The sequence below is a fragment of the Helicobacter canis genome, assembly GCF_900451095.1.
GTDB lineage: Bacteria > Campylobacterota > Campylobacteria > Campylobacterales > Helicobacteraceae > Helicobacter_B > Helicobacter_B zhangjianzhongii.
Genome location: NZ_UGHV01000001.1, coordinates 70,831 through 88,548 on the forward strand (window position 1 = coordinate 70,831; position 17,718 = coordinate 88,548).

A 17,718-nucleotide genomic window follows, 5' to 3' on the forward strand; every position below is an offset into this window, starting at 1 on the left:
TCGCGAGCGGTGCTTGCACCGCGTGGCGATCCACTCTCACGCTAGAATCCTTTTTTGCGTGGGTGGGTGCTTTCTTTTGGTGCTAGAATCCTGCGTGCGTTTTTAATTTAGTGGCGTTTGCTTGTAGATCCTAGAATCCAGCGCGGTGCTTTGTTTGGCGTGCTTTACTACCCCTTAAAAAGCAAGCCCAGCCGTCATCGCGAGCCTTACCCCTCTCTCCGTCATCGCGAGCCTTACCCTGCAAGGCGTGGCGATCCATAGCCTTAAAGCTAGAATCCGCTTTTAAGCTCACACCTACACGCCTTGACTTAGGTTTCACCTTATCTGCAACCCACACGCGAGCGTGTTTGACATCGCTAGGCTTGTCTTATGGTTGTAGCTTTAGTGGTGTTTGGTGCTAGCTTGTTGGCTTTTGTAGCTTTGCTTTAAGCTTTTGTTAGCTTTTGACTTTGCACCGCGTGGCGTAGCTTCTTTGGCGATCCATACTAGAATCCACTTTTCACAAAGGGTTATTCTCTCTCACTCGCCAGCCTTGCCCCCATCTCTCTGTCATCGCGAGTCGACTTGTCGGCGTGGTGATCCATAGTCTCTGCTAGAATCCACTTTTTGTCATCGCGCTTCTCGTTTTTTGGTAGTTTTGGCAGTGTAGAGTAGCACTTGCTTAGAGGTAGCTAGACTTGCGCTTTTTAGCCTTTGCACTTAGCTTTTACCCACTCTGCCCACACTTTTACGCTTTTTTGTAGTTTGCAGGGCTTTCACGCGTTTTGGGCTTGTGGTTTGCCTTGTTTAGCCTTTTTGCACTAGTTTTGACATCTTTGGCACAGAGTTGGCACAGGTGGCTGGGGCTTTGACCCCCCCCAAATCTCGCAGAAATTCCTAAAATCCTTTGAGACTTTACGCGTTTATCTTACGTATCAAGGGGGCTTCGCACGCCTTGATACACTCGCCCCACTCTCCCAACCTCTCCCCCAAATCCACCCCCTAAAATCTCATTTCCCCCTAAAAAGTGGATTCTAGGGGGTTTGGCGATTCAGTCTTGGGCGAGCAATTTCGTAGATTTTGGGGATTTGGAGGCAACCGCAGACCTCAAGTCTAGCTCTGCCCCCAAAACAAGCGAAGCGCAGTTTCTTTAGAAATCCCCAAAAAACTCCAAAAGCCCCACCGCAACTCTTAGAATCGTGTTGAAATAAAATAGGCTTTGTGAAATTAAACACCCTTCAAAAGTGGATTCTAGGCTTAATGCCGTTTTTCTCTCACTTGCGAGATTCTGCGATAGCGGAATCGTGGCAAAGCAAGGCGAAGCCGCAGCTTCTTTAGTAATCCACAACGCGCAGTTTCTTTAGAAAACAAGCGATAGCGGTGCAAGCGAAGCTTCTTTAGAAAGCAAGTAAAACGCTCGGCGTTGTGCGATTGTTTCTTTAGTAAGCCCAATCCTCGCGCTAGCTCGCACAATGACTTCCTAGCCCAAGCTTAAGTCCCTAGCACTAGAATCACCAAAAAATGCTACAATTTCCGCCACAATGGATCTTAGAGTATCACCACCTACGCAAGGCTTGAGAAATGAAAAGTTTTTATGCGCGTTTTTATCCTTACATTAAAGATTATTATTTTTTCTTCTTCTGTGCCATTTGCGCTAGTGCGCTTAATGCTGGCTGCACGGCGTCTGCCACCTATCTTGTAAAGCCTGTTTTAGATAAGATTTTTACCGAAAAAGATGCGGCTATGCTGCTGCTTTTGCCAGCGTTATTTGTGGCGACATATTTTGGCAAAAGTGTGGGCGCGTATGCGCAAAATTTCTTTGTCAATTACATTGGGCTAGATATTGTGCGCAAAATCCGCGAAGATGTCTTAGCCCATATGCTACGGCTTGATTTAGAGTTTTTCAACAAAATGCGTAAAGGCGAGCTCATCGCACGCATTACCAATGATATAGGGCTTGTGCGAGCGGCGGTGTCAAATTATTTTGCTGATTTTATGCGCGAGAGTCTTACGATTATCGGGCTGCTTTGTGTGGTGATCTACCAAAATCCACGCCTTGCGTTCTACTCGCTTGTGGTGCTGCCCCTTGCGGTGCTGCCGATCCTAATCATTATCCGCCATTTAAAGCGCATTTCACGCAAAACACAGGAGAAAAACAGCGACATCACCGCTAAGATTAGCGAAGTGTTTAACAATACCGAAATCATCAAGGCAAACAACGGCGAGCAAATCGAGCTAGAGCATTACAAAAGAGAGAATCACCACTTTTTCAAGCTTGGCATTAAAGCCACGCTTATAGGCGGGCTTAATGGTCCTATTATGGAGACTTTGGGGGCTGTTGCCATTGGGGTGGTGATCTTTGTGGGAGGAAGCGAGGTCATCGCTGGCAATATGACTACCGGGGAGTTTGGCTCCTTTACCACGGCACTTTTTATGCTCTATACGCCCATTAAACGCGTGATAGGGATCATCACAAGCTTTCAAGACGCGCTTGTAGGGGGTGAGCGGATCGGGCAGATCCTAGATCTGCGCCCAAGTATCATTGATGGCGATACAATCTTACAAGCCCCATTGCAAGAGCTTTCTATCAATAATGTGCATTTGCACTATGATGAGGTCGCTGCGCTAAATGGCGTGAGTCTAGCAGTAAAGCGCAATGAGATCGTAGCACTTGTAGGCAGAAGCGGCAGTGGCAAAAGCTCTCTTGTGAATATGATCTTGCGCTTGTATGATCCAAGCAGTGGAGAAATCACAATCAATGGCACCAATATCAAGCACTTCACGCAAAAAAGCCTGCGCGATCATATCACGATCGTAACGCAGCGCATTTTTATATTCCACGATACTATCGCGGCAAATGTCGCCTATGGACAGGAGATCGATGAAGCGCGCGTGATAGAGAGCCTGAAAAAGGCGCAGGCGTGGGAGTTTGTGGAAGCTTGTGAAAATGGGATTTACACAATGCTTGATGAGTTTGGCGCAAATCTTAGCGGCGGGCAGCGGCAGAGGATCGCTATTGCTAGAGCGATTTACCGCGATTGCGATGTGATCATCTTTGATGAAGCGACAAGCGCGCTAGATATACACACAGAAGAAGCCGTGCGAGAGAGCATCGATACTATCAAAAAAGATAAGATCATTATCCTAATCGCCCATCGCCCAAGCACCATCTCCCTAGCCTCGCGCGTGTATTGCCTAGATAATGGCATAATCACTGACATCACCACCCCACAAGGATTTTTAGCCCGCGATGAAGCACCACATAACGCTTGACACTTTTGTCATCTCTGATACACACTTTGGGCATAAAGCCGTGATGAAAAAGGAGCCTATCCGCAAGCTAGCCCTAAAGCAAAGCGGCTTTACGCGCTTTGATGAGCTGCAAGTCTATCGCTGGAACAACGCCGTGGGCGCAGATGATAAAGTCTTGCATTTGGGGGATTTATACTTTGATATGGGCTATAAATATCTGCCGCGCCTACACGGAGAGAAGATCCTTGTTGTGGGGAATAATGACATTGGTAAATTTGAGCGAGTAGAAAAAATGCAAGAGTGGCAAGTCTGCCATAAGCTAAAGCTCCAAATCCCTGAAGCCAAGCGTGTAAAAGCGCGGCTTAGGGCAAAATTTGGCAAGTCCCAGCTTAAAGACCCTTATGCCAATGCCATTGTGCTAGACCTTGGCAAAGAGCGCGTGATGTTTAGCCATTTTCCTGTGTTTAACCGCAAGAGAGATGATCGATTCTACCTAGCGCGTGATGTGCTTGATGAAGCGTATAAAATCTGCGATTGCAGTCTCAATATCCACGGACACACGCACACCAAAAAGACCTATAATCGCTTCTGTATCAATGCCTGCTGCGAGGAGCTAGACTTCACGCCTGTGCGCCTTAGAGAGATTGTGCGCTAGGGGATTGTGGGCGATTGTGGCGGTGGTGGGCTAGATCTGCGATAGTAAGGAGTATTAGTGGAACTTGTGGTTGTGTTGGTCATTATTTTTATAGTGTTTTTGTTTGTCGGCGCGGTGTATGGGTTTATCGCCCGCTCTAAGGTGCAGCAGATTGCTAGAGATTTGGAGCGCGCACATAGTAAGCTTGGGCGCGTGATGGCAAGACTAGAGAAGCTAGAATCTAGTTTTTCCCCATCATCACAAGCCGATAAAATCGGCGCGGCGATCCACGCGCAACAAAAAGGCGAAAAAGTGGATTCTAGTAAAGATTCTGCTAGCGCAGAATGTATGGATTGCCACGCCGCAGCTCACGCAGCGACTCGCAATGACAGCACAAACGCCGCTTTTGAAAAAGTGGATTCTAAGAAGTCTTGGGATTCTAAGATTGTGCGGCTAGAATCGGGGCTTTTTAAGCCGAGCGCGGAGATAAGGCTAGGTCGCCTATCGCACAAGCAAGGCGCAGAAATCCGCAATTCTAGCCCGCAAGCTGAATCCCTCGCTAAAAAAGTGGATTCTAGTGGATCTTGGGACTCTAGCCCACAAGCGCAATCCCACGCTAAAGATTCTAGTAAGCCCCAATCCACAGCACACCCCAGCACACAGCCTACCCCCAAATTCCAACGCCTCCTCCACACATTCACGCAAAACAGCCTTGCCCTGCTTGGTGGCATCTTTTTTATCCTTGCGGCATTTTTCCTTGTCAATTACTCAATCAATCACTCCCTAATCACGCCCCAAGTGCGCATAGGCTTGAGTCTTGCCTTTGGCGTGCTGCTGCTTGCGTGTGGGCTTCTCTCCACGCTTTATCAACACACACTAGCAAGGAAGCTCCAACGCCTAAGCCATAAATCCCCCTCCATAATCGCCCAAACCTGCATTGGCGCAGGGCTGGTGGTGGAGTTTCTAGCAGTGTATGGGGGGTATTATTTTTATAGATTTTTTGGGCTTACAGGGGCATTTGCGCTGCTGGCATTTATCGCGGTATTTGCGCTTGTTTTGACCCTGCGCTATGGGGTGGTGATAGGGATTTTTGGCGTGCTGGGGAGCTTTAGCACGCCTGTGCTGCTCGCAAGTGGGGCGTATCACGCTACGATGCTCTTTGTCTATGTGCTTGTGTGCTATTTTTTCACACTTAGCATTGCGATAAGAAGCAGGCAATTTGCGATATTTCTCATCGCAAATGTGTTTGTGCTGGGCTATATGCTAGATTTTGTGCTCTTGCGTGAGGTGGGGCGAGGCGCGCTTGTGCTGCTTGTGTTTGTGGTTGTGGCACTGCTTGGGGCGCATAGTGTTTTCGCGCTTATGTATGCGCCTACGCTATCTACAAATAAGCAAGCAAGCAGTCAAAAGTCTAGCAAGGCTATGTCATTGTGGCGCAATGCGCTGGGGCTTAGCTTGGCATTCTCTGCGCTTGTGCTATGCGTGGGGATTGCTGGGATTTTTGCGCGATTTGGCTATATGGATTTTGGCACGCTTGAGCTGGCATTTTTGGCATTTGTGATGGCGTGTTTGTTCGCGCTGCCAGCACTCACGCGCTTTGCACGCTATCCTATTAGCCCACTTTATCTAAGCCTGCCTATCCCCTTTGGCATTGTTATGCTCTGCTTTGTGATTAAAGCTGCTGGGGCAAGCACGCTTGTGGCACTTGGCTTTATGGTAGGCATAGCAGCGGGGCTTTATGTCTATGTGCGCTTTAGGGATTTAGCTTGTGGGCTAGAATCCACTTGCATAGATGTGGATTGCCACGCGGAAAATAACGCTCGCAATGACGCAAAAGGCACTTCTAGTGCAAAAGTGGATTCTAAGAGATTTTGGGATTCTAAGATTGTGCGGCTAGAATCGTGGCTTTTTAAGCCGTGCAAGGAGATAAGACTAGGCTATCTATCGACGAAGCAAGGCGCAGAAATCCGCGATTCTAGCCCACAAGCTGAATCCCTTGCTAAAGATTCTAGTGTGGTGCGTATGCGCGTATGGTATCTATGGCTTATGAGCTTTAGCGCGCTATGCTTTCTCCTACTCTCCACACAGATTGCCTGCCTTGATTGGATTGAGAGTGCTGGCAAATATGCGATGTGGATTCTAGGGCTTGGGGTGTTTGGCTGGGTGTATCGCGCGGTGGTGGTCTATGGGCTCACACCCTATCGCGATGTCTTGCTGCTTGTAAGCGCGTTTGGGGCACTTGGCGCACTTGGGCTCATTGGCGATGATCTCTTACACACGCTTCCACAGACGATGAGAGTCTCTCTGCTCTGGCTTGCAAGCGGTATTTTGCTAGCCCTGCTTGGACGCACAAAGATTCTGCCTAGGGGGATTAGCGGCTTTGAGTGGGTGTTTGCTGGCTTTGGGCTGCTGGCGACTTGGGCGCATATTGTGGGGGTTGATTTGCTCTATGGGCTATTTGGCGGCTTGCGCGGCTCGTATCTGCCAGAGCTTTGCGTCTTTATGCTTGTGAGTGCGATAAATCTCTGGCTTTTTGCGCGTGCGGTGGATTCTCCTGCCGCTTCTCTCTCTGCTTCTCTCTCCACTTCACGCCGTGGGATTTTCGCTGCTCTAGCTGGGCTGCTACTTTGGGAGATACTCGCGCTCATCAATCTCTGCGCGCTTTGGATTGTGCGACATTGGTTTATAGGGTTTGATGATTTCTTTATGCGCGAGAGCCTATCGCACACGCTGGTGGTTTGTGCGGTGTTTGCCATCGCATTTGGTGCGCTTATAATCAGTGGCAGAGCGCGCACAAAGCAGAATCTAGCCCAGCAAAGCCAGCCCACTAGCCCCCCATCTCACCAGAATCCTTTGCACCAGAATCCACTTTGGATAAAGTTTTATACGCACTCAAGCCTAGTGCTTTTTGTCTATGGGCTTGTGGGATTCTGCTCGCTACTTCTCTCCTATAAAGACTATATCCATATCTATGCCTATGCCGCAGCGGAGATAGATATGCTCCAAGCCTCAAATCAATTCTTTATAGCGATCATAGCCCAAGTGGTGCTTGTGGGGCTAGCTGGAGTGCTATGCTTGTGCTACACAAAATCCCTAGCCACATCGTGGCACGCACAAGAGGCAAAAGACACTAAAGACTCTTTTACATTTGCACGCTTCTCACTGCAGCTCATCGCCAATACCGCGGCTCTTGTGGGGATTGTGGGTGCGCTGGTGTATGCGATACGACTATGCTTTGCTGGGAGGGGGGATATTTCCTTTGGCGATATAGTGATAGGCGATAGGAGCTTGCACTATGTGTTTGGGAGTGCTGGGTTTGGTGAGATTGAGCTTTATACCTACTCTATCGCGCTAGTGCTGCTTGGGATTATTATGCTAGCGGGGTATTTTCTCTCGCGCTATAAGGTGTATAAAATCTATGCGTTTGTGCTCTTTGGGGCTGCCACGCTCAAGGTCTTTTTCATCGATACAAGCAGACTTGATAGCCTAGCAAAGATCGCGCTATTTGTCTGTATGGGCGTGCTGTTTTTAAGCGTAAGCTATCTCTATGCGCGATTGGTGAAAAAAGTGGATTCTAGGGATTCAGCTTGTGGGCTAGAATCGTAGATTTCATCAGCTCGCTCGCTCGATAGACCTCTAGTCTTATCTCACTCGCTCGCTTTGAAAACCACGATTCTAGCACCACAATCTTAGAATCCTAATTCAGCAAAGTGTAAAACGAGGATTCTAAGTAATGATAGGCAGCACGCCACAAAGCTAGCCCATACGCAAGAGATAGGATTCTAGCTCTTGCAAGACTTGCTCCCATTGTCCATAGACATTTTGCGCAAAGACCTCCCCCCCACAATACCCACTAAAGCGACTTTTGCCTATCTCGCCCCACCGCCAATCATATCGCTTATATGCCAAAGTCGCACACGGCACGCCAAGAGCTATGGCTAAGTGCGCCACCACAGAATCCACACTTACTACCAAATCCATAGCTGTAATCAGCCTAGCAGTATCGTAAAAATCGTGCAAAGCATAAGTGTATAAAACCTTATCTTGCGTGTTTGTAGCAGGGGCTTGCAGGGATTCTAGGGAGCTTTTGGACTCTGTGGTTAAGGATTTTAAAGTGGGCTTTTCTACAATGGATTCTAGTGGCTCAGGCTGGATACAATGCAAAGAAAATGCCAAGCCCTTTTGCGCACAAGAGCGGAAGCAGGCTAGCAGCTTTTCAAGCGGGATTGACTTGTATGCAGCATAGGCGAAGTTGGGATTTGAGTGGAAAAATATCCCTATGCGCAAAGGCTTAGTGGTATCTGGGGTAGGAGTGGTAAAAGTCTCTACAATGCCCTCTAAACAGGAGTCCCTCACCACTTGCGTAGCAGAATCTAGCAAGGCAAACTCATCAAGCGCACTAGGGCTATGTGCGGGCGTGGTGGCAAAGACATCACGCAGATACAGGGCATTGTGTGCGAAGTCTTCAAGCAGTGAGATCCCTAGCACATAGGGCAGGCTTGGCAGAGAGATACAATAATCAAAGTCATTAAACTCTTCTCCCACGACATTAAACCGCTTGGCAAAAAGCCTACGCAAAGGGGCTTGCACAAAGACATATTTCTCCTTGCATTCTAGGCTATCGATAAATCTTGCAAACATCACACTATCGCCAAAGCCCTGCTCGTGGAAAAGAAGCACGCGAGCATTTTTGATACATTCGCGGATCGCCGCTGGCTCTGGCAGCACGGCAATATGCCTTGAGCTTTGGAAAAATCGCGCATTATCTAATGTCTGCTCTTTGTGGAGCTTTAATCGCTCTTGATAGTAGCCAAAGCCCCTTTCAAGCACCCCCACACTAAGCAGCAAATGCGCGTAGTTTATGACATATTCAAACTTTGGGGCGATCATATAGCACTTTTGATAAAGTCGCTCTGCTTCTCTGCTCTTGCCCGCATAGCGCAGGGCATTAGCAAAGTTGAAGTAAAAATCCGCGCGCGAGGCATTATAGGCTTGATATAGCTCCTCGCTCTCGCCTAGCTCTTTAAGCCGTGGGGCAAAATAGGCTTCAAGATTTTTATACAAAATCAACGCAGAATCCACATCATCAACCATCACATAAGTGTGGGCTAGGTTGAAGTGGGCTTCTAAGCTTTGACAGGTTTTATACAGCGCGATGGCTTGGGGGTAGGCTTCCACTTTGGCATAGAGATTAGCGAGATTATAGGCAGCTTGGGTGTCATTGGGAGAGAGCTTTAGCACTTCTTGGTAAGCGGCTATGGCGTGTTCTGTCTCATCAGCTTGGCTTAGGATTCTAGCTAAGTTGAAGTAAATGTCTGGGTTGGTGCTTGGCAGAAAAGGTGCGAGTGTTAGGGCGGCGGATTTTAGCGAGCCGGCTTTGCGCAAAAGCTCGGAGAGATTTATAGCTATGGACTCATCATTTGGGGCGAGATTCTGGGCGTTTTTAAGATAGTCTATGGCTCGTGCTACATCACCTAGATAATACAAGCTCATCGCGCAAATAAACCATACTTGCGCGTTGTTTGGGTCTTTAGCAAGCAGTGCGGTGGCGATTTGTAGGCAAAGGGGGTAATTTTGATCGTTATAAGTGTGTAAAAGATTGGTAAGAGTGGCTTGTCGCTTCTCTTGATTCATCTAGCCACTCTTACTGCACAAGGCTGGGTCTAGCTATTTTTATGCGCTTTGCGATACTCTAAAATCATCGCATACACTTCATCTTTCAAAAGAAGCTTTTGCTTTTTTAGCACCTCGATTTCTGTATTGGCAAGATGCTCTATGCCATCTTCGGCGTTTTTGATCTTTTGATCAAGCTCATTATGCTCGTTAAAAATTTTTTCAAAATGCGCATTGTTCATCTTTAGCGCGTGGATTTCATCTCGATATTCGTGGAACATTTTAGACTCCTTAAGCTATGGATTGTGGGTAATTGTAGCATTTTAAGCTTAATTTCTGCTAGGATAGCCGCTTTGATTCTGTGGCGTTAAGGAGAGAGAAAGTGTGGCGCAAATGGCTTAATCATTGGCAGAAAAATGACAAATCCCTGCTAGCAAAAGTGCGGCATACCATAAAGCTTGCGTATCGGTTTTTGACATATCGGGAAGAGATGTTTTACTACGCTTCTTCGCTGAGTTTTTATACGATTTTCGCGCTTGTCCCGATGCTGTTTATCACCTTTTCTGTTTTGCTAGCTTTTTCGCACTTTCAAGATAAGATTGTCGATGTAGAGCGACTCATACTCTCTAATATCCTCCCTGCAAATGCCGAAGTGGTGATGAACTTTATGAATACATTTTTAGAAAATGGCGACAAAATGGGCGTTGTCGGGGTGATCTCTGTTTTTATCACTTCTTTGCTCTTTTTTCGCAATTATGAATTTATCACTTCAAAAATGTTTAACTCTAAGCCACGCAAATTTTTTGACTCTTTGATGATGTATTGGACGATGATTACGCTATTTCCCTTAGCTTCGGTGGCGATGGTGTATCTTAGTATGAGTGCGCAAGAGATCCTTGATACCCACTTTAAATCGCTTGTGTATTCCCAAGCATTTGTGTGGTTTGTTACTTGTGTGTTGTTTTTGGTGCTCTTTAGGATTTCTGCTAATAAGCCCCTGCATAAAACAACGCTATTTATCTCATCGTTTGTTTCAGGTAGCATTTGGTTTGTAGTGAAAAATCTCTTTGTCTATTATGTAACGCTTAATACCACTTACTCCACACTCTATGGCTCTGTATCAATCGTGCTATTTTTGATGGTGTGGATTTATGTCTCGTGGCTTATTATACTCTTTGGTATGCGGGCGTGTCAGGGGGTTTTACAATGCTTTGCCCTAGAGAAATCACTCACGCAAGATGATATGATCTAGCTATGCTTAAGCTTAAAATGTGCGGACTATGGAGAGAAGAGGATATAGCCTGTGTCAATGCGCTTATGCCTGATTTTATCGGCTTTGTTTTTGCCAAAAGCCCCCGCCAAGTAAGCAAGCCAAAAGCTACGCATCTTAAATCACTCTTGCACCCGCAAATCCAAGCCGTAGGTGTCTTTGTGGATATGCCTTTAGAGCAGATCATAGAGCTTGTAGAATCTAGCGTGATTGATGTGATCCAGCTACACGATAGCCATTTGTGTGAGGGCGAAGAGATCTTTGAGAAGCGCGAGAGTAGAATCCACTTTTTGCAAGCACGCACCAAAGCCCCTATCATCAAAGCCATAGCCGCTACAAGCGCGCGCGCCATACTCGCCCAAGAGCATAGCTGCGCAGATATGCTACTGCTTGATAATGCCAAAGGTGGCAGTGGAGAGCAGTTTGACTGGGAGTATATAGAGCAAGCAAGAGATCAGGGCTTTAGGCGCGAATTTTTCCTAGCAGGGGGGCTAAATGCCAGCAATCTTGCCAAAGCTCTAGAGCTTAAGCCCTATGGCATAGATCTCTCTAAAGGGCTAGAATCCAATGGGCTAAAAGACTGCCAAAAAATGCGCGATATTGTCGCTAGAATCCGTCCAGCAAGTAAGTAGCGGCGGGGGTAAAAAGTGGATTCTAGGGGGTAGGCGATTCAGTCTTGGGTGGGCAATGCGGCAGTAAAGCAGGTTTTGTGAAAAAGCCTGTTTCCGTCATCGCGAGCGAGTCGAGCGTGGCGATCCATAAATCTGCAAAAGTGGATTCTAGTAAAGACTATTCTGCTAGCGCAGAAACAATGGATTGCCGCGACACTGCTAGTGCAGTGTCTCGCAATGACAATAAACACGCCACCACGCAAAAAGTGGATTCTAGGGACAAGCACAACCACAGGCAAACTTCGCTACAATGCGCACAAAAAGGAGCAAATATGTGTGGGATAGTGGGCTACATCGGCACAAAAGAAAAACGAGAAATATTACTTAGTGGATTAAAAGAGCTAGAGTATAGGGGCTATGATTCTGCGGGCTTTGCGGTGCTAGGAGAGGGCGAGCTGCTAGGGTTTAAAGCTACAGGCAAGCTTGAAAATCTAGCAGTAAAGACAAAGGATTTTAGCTCTAATGGATTTGGGCTTGGCATAGCGCATACAAGATGGGCTACACACGGCAAGCCCACAGAGGCAAACGCCCACCCCCACACAGGCGAGTGTAGCTATGTCGTGCATAATGGCATTATCGAAAACTACAAAGAGCTAAAAGAAGCATTGATAGCAAAAGGGCATAGATTTGTTAGCCAGACAGACACAGAAGTGATTGTGCATTTGTTTGAAGAGCATCTAAAGTCTGCCGACAATGCGCGTGCAGCGTGGGAGCAGACAGCTAAACGGCTAAAAGGAGCATACGCAACACTGCTTATCACAAAAGCCGCGCCTGATAGGATCTTTTATGCCAAAAGTGGTGCGCCTTTACTCATCGGTGCGCCAAAGGCAAGCCTAGAAGATCCAAATGTTACTAGGGAGATATTTTTTGCCTCTTCAGATGCGCCGCTTATTGGGCTTGTGGATATGGTGGTGTATTTAGAAGATGGTGCGGTGGGGGATTCGCTTGATTTCCCTAGCCTAGAGCCTAAAGTTGCTTTGACGCATTCTAAATCCTATGCGCAGAAAAATGGCTTCCGCTACTTTATGGAGAAAGAGATCTATGAGCAAGAGCAAGTGCTTTTAGAGACTATGATGGGCAGAGTGAGAGAAGATGGTATAGGGCTTGATGAGCTAGATCCTAGGCTCTTTGAAGGCGTGAGTGAGATTAGTATCTGTGCGTGCGGGACAAGCTATCACGCAGGAATGGTGGGCAAATACCTCCTAGAGCGCAAGGCAAAGGTGCGCACCAATGTTACCCTTGCAAGTGAGCTGCGCTATGCCAAGCCGATTTTGCTGCAAGATGAGCTCTTTATCGTGATCTCTCAAAGTGGCGAGACGGCTGATACCCTAGAAGCCCTAAAGCTTGCCAAATCCCAAGGACTCCGCACGCTAGCAATCTGCAATGTCGATAACAGCTCTATCGTGCGAGAAGCCGATGCGGTGCTGCTCACACGCGCTGGGATAGAAAAGGGCGTGGCTAGCACCAAAGCCTTTGCCACGCAGGTTATGGTGCTGTGGATTCTAAGCGTGTTTTTAGGAGTGCAAAGAGGGCTAATCGATGAAAAGGGGCGAAAAAGCGAGCGAGCAAGTATGATTGCTGCCATTGCTGCTACAAGGGTGGATATTGCCTTGCACGAGCGGCTTAAACGACTCTCTAAGCGGTATTTACACGGACACGGATTTTTCTTCATCGGGCGAGATGTGTTCTACCCACTAGCCTTAGAGGGTGCGCTCAAACTCAAAGAAATCAGCTATTTGCACGCAGAGGGCTATGCAAGCGGTGAGATGAAGCACGGACCTATCGCGCTAGTTGATGCCAATCTCTTCACCATAGCCCTTATGCCAAAGCACCTACTCTATGAGAAAATCGCTTCTAATGTCGAGGAGCTAAGTGCTAGAGATGCGACTATTTGTGCGATTTCTCAAGAGGAATTTGCTCTAGCAGATGATTGGATCAAGATCAAAGAAGCCCATAGCTATATGGAAGAGTTTTTTTCTATGATGGTAGCCCTCCAGCTACTAGCTCTTGAAATTTCTGTGCGGCTGGGCAATGATGTAGATATGCCAAGAAATCTTGCTAAGTCCGTTACCGTGGAATAAGCAATGCTAGAGCCAAAGTGGGCTAGCTAGAATCCACATTGATTTAGGAGTGATGATGTTTGAGCTTTTACACACCAATGATGGAGCGCGTGCAGGCAAGCTGCATTTAGCGCACTCTATCGTGCCTACACCTGTGTTTATGCCTGTGGGCACGCAAGCTTGTGTGAAAGGACTTGATGCCACAGATTTAGGCGAGATCCTGCAAGCAAAGCTTATCCTAGCCAACACCTACCACACTTATTTGCGCCCGGGTGCTGCGATTATGAGAGAGTTTGGCGGGGTGCATAACTTTAGCGGATTTAATGCAAGCTTTTTAAGTGATTCTGGTGGGTTTCAGGCATTTAGCCTTGGGGCAAATGTGAAAAAGACAGATTCTGGCGTGTGGTTTAGCTCGCATATTGATGGGAGCAAGCATCTCTTCACCCCAGAATCCGTGCTTGATATGCAATACGCGCTTAATAGCGATATTATGATGGTGCTAGATGATTTGATCGCCCTGCCTGCTACACAAGAGCGACTAGCCCTAAGCGTAGAGACCACGACCAAATGGGCTAAACGCTCCATCGCCTACCACAAAGAGCAAAAAGATTTAGGCAAAGCCAGCACAAATGATCTCTTTGGCATTGTGCAAGGCGGGGTGAGCGAGCAGTTTCGCACACAAAGCGCGCTGGAGTTGCGCGAGCTAGATTTTGATGGCTACGCGCTAGGCGGGCTTGCTGTGGGCGAGAGCGCAGAGGAGATGTATGCCACAATCGCCCACACCACGCCCTTGCTCCCAGAATCTAAGCCGCGCTATCTTATGGGTGTGGGCACGCCGGAGAATTTGATCGAGGCGATTCATCGCGGAGTGGATATGTTTGACTGCGTGATGCCTTGTAGAAATGCGCGAAATGGCACGCTTTTTACACACTTTGGCAAGCTTAATATCAAAAACTCTTGCTACAAAAACGATCCTGCGCCTATTGATCCTGCGTGTGCGTGCTACACTTGCACGCGCTATTCCCGTGCGTATTTGCACCATCTAAATAAAGCCCAAGAGCTTACCTACCACCGCCTAGCCACTTTGCATAATCTTAGCTACTACCTAGAGCTTATGCGTGCTGCAAGAGAAGCGATAATGCACGATAAATGGCTAGCATTTAGGGCAGAGTTTTATGCCAAAAGACAAGCTTAACCACAAAGGAGCGATATGAAATACCAAGAAATCACCAAGCAAGGTATCAATAAACTTATGGATAGCTTTTATGCCAAAGTGCGTGCGGATACAGGCGAGCTAGGCAAGATCTTCCGCGATACTATCGGCGATGATGATGAGAGCTGGGAGAAGCATAAGACAAAAATCGCTGCATTTTGGGGCGGGATTTTCCTAGGGGAGCAGGAGTATCGCGGTGCGCCTTTGCGTGCGCATTTAGACCTGCCACCATTCCCAAGGGAGCTTTTTACCCAATGGCTCAATCTCTTTGCGCAATCTGTGCAGCAAATCTTTGAAGCCCCTTGTGCGCAGCAGATCCTGCAAAGAGCGCAAGCCATTGCCGCGCGTTTTCAATATGTCTTATACGATATGCCACATAAGGAGAGCTAATGCAAAAGATGGAGCAAGTTGTATTCCTTGATTTAAAGGCGCAGTTTAGCGATATAGAAAAAGAAGTCCTATCAGGCGTGCAAGAGGTATGCCAAAGCGCAGAGTTTGTGCTAGGCAGCGCGGTTAGTGAATTTGAGCAAAGCTTTAGCGATTATATATTCTCCTATGAGAGTGCGCCAAAGCCAAGCCTAGAGCAAGCCCTAGAGCAGCGCATACAAGATCTTAGCCATAGCACCCACCCCAATCGCTGTGTAGGCGTGGGCAATGGCACAGACGCGCTAGAAATCGCCATAGCAGCCCTTGATCTCCCGCCAAAAAGCGAGATCTTAATCCCAGCAAATGCGTATTTTGCCTGTGTAGAAGCGGTGCTAAATGCCGGTATGAGGGCTGTGATTGTGGATTGTGAAGAAGATGGGAGCTTTATGCCAAAGGATTCTATGATCACGCCTAATATGCGTGCGATTTTGTGCGTGCATTTGTATGGGGTTATGCAAGATATAAGCGCGTTTGAAGCATTTGCTACAAAGCATCGCTTAAAGCTTATAGAAGACTGCGCCCAAGCCCACGGCGCAAGCGATGAAAAGGGACGCAAGGCAGGGAGTATCGGCGATATTGCGTGCTTTAGCTTCTATCCGGGGAAAAATCTAGGAGCCTATGGCGATGGCGGCGCGGTAGTCTCAAAAGATATATCCCTAGTGCAAAAAGCGCGCGAGATAGCCAACCACGGACAAAAATTCCATAATGGTATATGGGATAAAAACAACCACTACACCCTAGGGCGCAACTCTAGGCTTGATAGCATTCAAGCAAAGATCCTGCATATCAAGCTCCCCAAGCTCTCCCAGCACAATGCCCATAGAATGCGCTGTGCTAGGGAGTATTGCACGCAGCTTGAGCGATTTGCTTACCTAAAGCTTCCTAGTGTGTTTGCCCAGAGTGTGTGGCATTTGTTTGTTGTAGAGTGCTGTGGGCTGGCAGAATCTAAGCGCGATAGGCTACTAGCATTTTTGCGCCAAAATGGCATAGAGTGCGGCGTGCATTATCCGCACGCATTAAGTGATATTGCGACCTTGCAAGCCCATAGCGATGTAACTATCCATAGCTCGCCTAATGCTTCAAGAAGATCGCATAATATCCTTAGCCTGCCTATTGGCGAGCATTTGGACTTTTCACATATCGCCTATATCGCACAAGTTTTAGCAGAATTTGAGCAAACACTCTAGCTTTAGGCGCGTGCTATAAGAAGCAGGCTATGACATAGCCTTAAGCCGATTATAAATACGCGCTTTTCTCTGCATCTTATCATAGCTTTTAGGGCTAGATTTTATCATTACAAGATAAGCCCAGATACAAAGTGCGCTAGATTATCGCATAGAGATCTAGTTTCGCTCCATAGATTTGAGATATTTATCCACTACATTAAGCGACTTCTAAGGGGGGGGGGGGGTTAAAATATCGCGCCTAAAATTACTTAGCTATGGCAAGGGATTTTAGAGTATATTTTTGGAGTTTTCTATGAAGAAGTCTTTGTTGTTCTGTGTTGTTGTGGGGGCGTTGTTTTTCGCTGGGTGTTCGCAAAATGTCGCGAGATTTTCTGTGGCTTCTACGGGGAATCTTCCTCTTACAAATGTCAAAAAGGGTGAGTATGTCAAGGGGAAAGATTGTATTTGGCATCTGTTTGGATTCCCGCTTGGCAATACGCAAAACCGCGTGAGCGGTGCTGTGGCAAAGGCTCTTGAAGTCGCTGCAAAAAAGGATAAAGCAGGTGTCGGCACAAGCGATGCGCTTGTCAATGTCGATGTAAGCGCGTCATTTTGGAGCTTAATCATCATCGGCAAAAGCTGCTACACTGCTAAAGGTCAGCCTATCACCACTACTCACTAATCGTGCTAGCACCAATGCTATTTCGCGCCCTGCTGGGGCGCACTTAGACTCTCTCTATTTTCAAACTCTTTGTGATTTTCCCTAGATCTAGGACTACAAGCTATGCCTAGGACTTGCCCTAGCCACAATGCGCCAAAGCAGTAGGATCTAAATGCCAAGCATACCATTAAAGTCATTATCGACTTTGAGTATATCAAGCGCGCAAGCGATCATTCCGCGATGATGTGTGGCGTGAGTAAGTATCCCTAGGATAAACTGAAACACAGGCTTTTGCATAGCTCCCCACGGGAAATGGATTGTTTTAATGGCACTAAAGTCGCTTTCATTGATGTTTTCAATAATATCTAGGATATAGCTATCTAGCACCTCTCTTGCAGCAAAGAGATTGCTTGTATCATCGATGATTTGCGGCTTGAAAGCAAATGGCTCTGCAAGCATTGCCTCAATCTTTGAGCTACTAGGGGCTTTGGCACAAAATGATGAAAAATAATCCTTAAAAAAACTCGCATCCCCAGCACTATAATGCACCATTGTCCCAAGGATTGACTTATAGTATAGCCCCATATCTTTGGTAAGCACATTTTCATCAAGCCCTTCTAGCACGGCTATCATTTTTTTGTTCGCTTCTTGATTGTATCTGCCTTGTAGTCGTAGTAGCTCTTTCATATTCTCTCCTTAAGTATCGCGGATCTGCTACAATTATGTGCAAGTCTTGTTTAGATTTGGCTTAAGCTTTGCAAGAAGCCTAGGCT

General features: G+C 47.2%; 16 protein-coding genes. 10 read left to right on the forward strand and 6 right to left on the reverse strand.

Going from position 1 to position 17,718, the window contains the following annotated elements; genetic code table 11:
* Nucleotides 1–130: 130 nt before the first annotated feature.
* Nucleotides 131–292, reverse strand: a complete 162-nt coding sequence (locus DX060_RS11030) for a hypothetical protein (RefSeq protein ID WP_181814106.1) — start codon at nt 290–292, stop codon at nt 131–133.
* 837 nt (nt 293–1,129) lie between these two features.
* Nucleotides 1,130–1,327 carry a hypothetical protein gene (locus DX060_RS10780; protein ID WP_147278735.1) on the reverse strand — a complete coding sequence of 66 codons (198 nt, stop codon included), beginning with the start codon at nt 1,325–1,327 and terminating at the stop codon, nt 1,130–1,132.
* Between the two features lie 233 nt (nt 1,328–1,560).
* Between DX060_RS10780 and DX060_RS00425 the strand changes: the two genes are divergently transcribed.
* The 3 genes from DX060_RS00425 to DX060_RS00435 are packed head-to-tail and all read left to right on the forward strand — an operon-like array spanning nt 1,561 to nt 7,471.
* The gene (locus tag DX060_RS00425; RefSeq protein ID WP_115010639.1) at nt 1,561–3,252 is read left to right on the forward strand and encodes an ABC transporter ATP-binding protein; all 1,692 of its coding nucleotides are present in this window, start codon (nt 1,561–1,563) and stop codon (nt 3,250–3,252) included.
* Nucleotides 3,230–3,886 (forward strand): metallophosphoesterase, encoded by a 657-nt coding sequence (locus tag DX060_RS00430; protein WP_115010640.1) that lies wholly within the window; start codon nt 3,230–3,232, stop codon nt 3,884–3,886. The genes DX060_RS00425 and DX060_RS00430 overlap by 23 nt, the downstream gene beginning before the upstream one ends.
* Nucleotides 3,887–3,943: 57 nt before the next feature.
* Nucleotides 3,944–7,471, forward strand: coding sequence for a DUF2339 domain-containing protein (locus DX060_RS00435; RefSeq protein WP_115010641.1), 3,528 nt, complete (start codon nt 3,944–3,946; stop codon nt 7,469–7,471).
* A gap of 150 nt (nt 7,472–7,621) precedes the next feature.
* Here the strand turns inward: DX060_RS00435 and DX060_RS00440 are convergent, their stop codons facing one another.
* Nucleotides 7,622–9,499 carry a tetratricopeptide repeat protein gene (locus DX060_RS00440; protein WP_115010642.1) on the reverse strand — a complete coding sequence of 626 codons (1,878 nt, stop codon included), beginning with the start codon at nt 9,497–9,499 and terminating at the stop codon, nt 7,622–7,624.
* A 29-nt stretch (nt 9,500–9,528) separates the two neighbouring features.
* Complete coding sequence (locus tag DX060_RS00445; RefSeq protein WP_115010643.1) at nt 9,529–9,759, reverse strand: HP1242/YdcH family protein; 231 nt, start codon at nt 9,757–9,759, stop codon at nt 9,529–9,531.
* Nucleotides 9,760–9,860: 101 nt separating this feature from the next.
* Here DX060_RS00445 and DX060_RS00450 point away from each other — a divergent pair, with 101 nt between their 5' ends.
* The 7 genes from DX060_RS00450 (at nt 9,861) to DX060_RS00480 (ending at nt 16,966) form a co-directional block, all read left to right on the forward strand.
* Entirely contained in the window at nt 9,861–10,730 is an 870-nt protein-coding gene (locus DX060_RS00450; protein ID WP_115010644.1) for a YihY family inner membrane protein, read from the forward strand.
* 2 nt (nt 10,731–10,732) lie between these two features.
* Nucleotides 10,733–11,380, forward strand: a complete 648-nt coding sequence (locus DX060_RS00455) for a phosphoribosylanthranilate isomerase (protein WP_115010645.1) — start codon at nt 10,733–10,735, stop codon at nt 11,378–11,380.
* A 311-nt stretch (nt 11,381–11,691) separates the two neighbouring features.
* Nucleotides 11,692–13,500: a glutamine--fructose-6-phosphate transaminase (isomerizing) gene (gene glmS, locus DX060_RS00460; RefSeq protein ID WP_115012245.1), complete on the forward strand. Its 1,809-nt coding sequence runs from the start codon at nt 11,692–11,694 to the stop codon at nt 13,498–13,500.
* A 52-nt stretch (nt 13,501–13,552) separates the two neighbouring features.
* The gene (gene tgt, locus DX060_RS00465) at nt 13,553–14,674 is read left to right on the forward strand and encodes a tRNA guanosine(34) transglycosylase Tgt (RefSeq protein ID WP_115010646.1); all 1,122 of its coding nucleotides are present in this window, start codon (nt 13,553–13,555) and stop codon (nt 14,672–14,674) included.
* 15 nt (nt 14,675–14,689) lie between these two features.
* The gene (locus DX060_RS00470; protein WP_115010647.1) at nt 14,690–15,082 is read left to right on the forward strand and encodes a group III truncated hemoglobin; all 393 of its coding nucleotides are present in this window, start codon (nt 14,690–14,692) and stop codon (nt 15,080–15,082) included.
* Entirely contained in the window at nt 15,082–16,305 is a 1,224-nt protein-coding gene (locus DX060_RS00475; protein ID WP_115010648.1) for a DegT/DnrJ/EryC1/StrS family aminotransferase, read from the forward strand. The genes DX060_RS00470 and DX060_RS00475 overlap by 1 nt, the downstream gene beginning before the upstream one ends.
* Nucleotides 16,306–16,597: 292 nt before the next feature.
* Nucleotides 16,598–16,966: a hypothetical protein gene (locus DX060_RS00480; RefSeq protein ID WP_115010649.1), complete on the forward strand. Its 369-nt coding sequence runs from the start codon at nt 16,598–16,600 to the stop codon at nt 16,964–16,966.
* A 17-nt stretch (nt 16,967–16,983) separates the two neighbouring features.
* Here DX060_RS00480 and DX060_RS11035 read toward each other — a convergent pair whose 3' ends face one another.
* Nucleotides 16,984–17,142, reverse strand: coding sequence for a hypothetical protein (locus tag DX060_RS11035; protein ID WP_181814109.1), 159 nt, complete (start codon nt 17,140–17,142; stop codon nt 16,984–16,986).
* Nucleotides 17,114–17,632: a DinB family protein gene (locus tag DX060_RS00485; RefSeq protein ID WP_115010650.1), complete on the reverse strand. Its 519-nt coding sequence runs from the start codon at nt 17,630–17,632 to the stop codon at nt 17,114–17,116. Before DX060_RS00485 ends, DX060_RS11035 begins: the two co-directional genes overlap by 29 nt.
* Between the last annotated feature and the right edge of the window lie 86 nt (nt 17,633–17,718).